This window comes from Mesorhizobium sp. M2A.F.Ca.ET.042.01.1.1 (assembly GCF_003997405.1).
Lineage (GTDB): Bacteria > Pseudomonadota > Alphaproteobacteria > Rhizobiales > Rhizobiaceae > Mesorhizobium.
Window position 1 is genome coordinate 1 of the sequence record NZ_RZRX01000581.1, and the last position, 1,123, is coordinate 1,123.

Below are 1,123 nucleotides of genomic sequence, written 5' to 3' on the forward strand. Positions count from 1 at the left end.
GTCGACGACCATTATCTCAATGCTCGGGCCGACGATGTCCATGCCGTCGGCCGGCAGATCTGCCTGGTGCTGCTCGGCCAGGACGAAGTCAGCCTGGAGACCATTCCGCAAGGCGCGATCCTGATTGCCGACGACATCGGCGCCTGGGATCTGGCGCGCGCGCCGCTGAAGCGCATCGGCGGCGTGGTCTGCGGCCATGGCGGCGCCACCTCGCACATCGCCATCATCGCCCGCTCACACGGCATTCCGGCCGTGCTGGGTCTGGGAGACAAGGTCAACGAGTTGCGTGCGGCCAAGGAGGTCGCCATCGACGGCAATGCCGGGCATGTGATCGTCGATCCGGATGAGGCGACGCGCTCCGATTTCAACAAGCGCGTTGAAGCCGCGACGCAGGAGCGCGCCGGGCTGAAAGTGTTCAAGAGCGTGACGCCGACCCGCGCGGATGGCACGGTGATCGAGGTCGCGGCCAATATCGGCTCGCTGGAGGAGATCGAAGCGGCGCAGGAAGCCGGCGCCATGGGCGTCGGCCTGTTCCGCACCGAGCTGCTCTTCATGCGCCACATGCATCTGCCTTCGGAAGACATGCAGGCCGAGACCTACAGCGCCCTGGCCAGGGCGTTCGCGCCGCATTCGGTCATCGTGCGCACGCTCGACATCGGCGGCGACAAGCCGATCGCCGGCATCGAATTCCCCGACGAGGAGAATCCCTTCCTCGGCTGGCGCGGCATCCGCATGTGTCTGGATCGTCCCGACATCTTCAAGAGGCAGCTGCGGGCGCTGCTCAGGGCCGCAGTTCACGGCAACATCAAGGTGATGCTGCCGATGGTCTCGGAAATCGCCGAGGTGACGCGGACCCGTGCGCTGGTCGATGAATGCGCGGCCGAGTTGAAGGCTGAGGGCGTGGAGCATGCAAGCTTCGACCTCGGCGTGATGATCGAGACGCCGGCCGCCGTGCTGATCGCGCCGGCGCTGGCGAAGGAAGTGGCGTTCTTCTCGATCGGCACCAACGACCTCACCCAGTACATCATGGCCGCCGACCGCCTCAACCCGACGGTCGCCAAGCTTAACGACGTCACCAATCCGGCGGTGATGTCGGCGATCGAGCTGACGGTCAAGGCGGGGG

1 protein-coding gene is annotated in these 1,123 nt (G+C 66.0%); it reads left to right on the forward strand.

Going from position 1 to position 1,123, the window contains the following annotated elements; all coding sequences use genetic code 11:
• Window positions 1-1,123: phosphoenolpyruvate--protein phosphotransferase (ptsP, locus tag EOA23_RS34980; protein WP_127307342.1), on the forward strand; the 1,123-nt coding region annotated here is incomplete at both ends.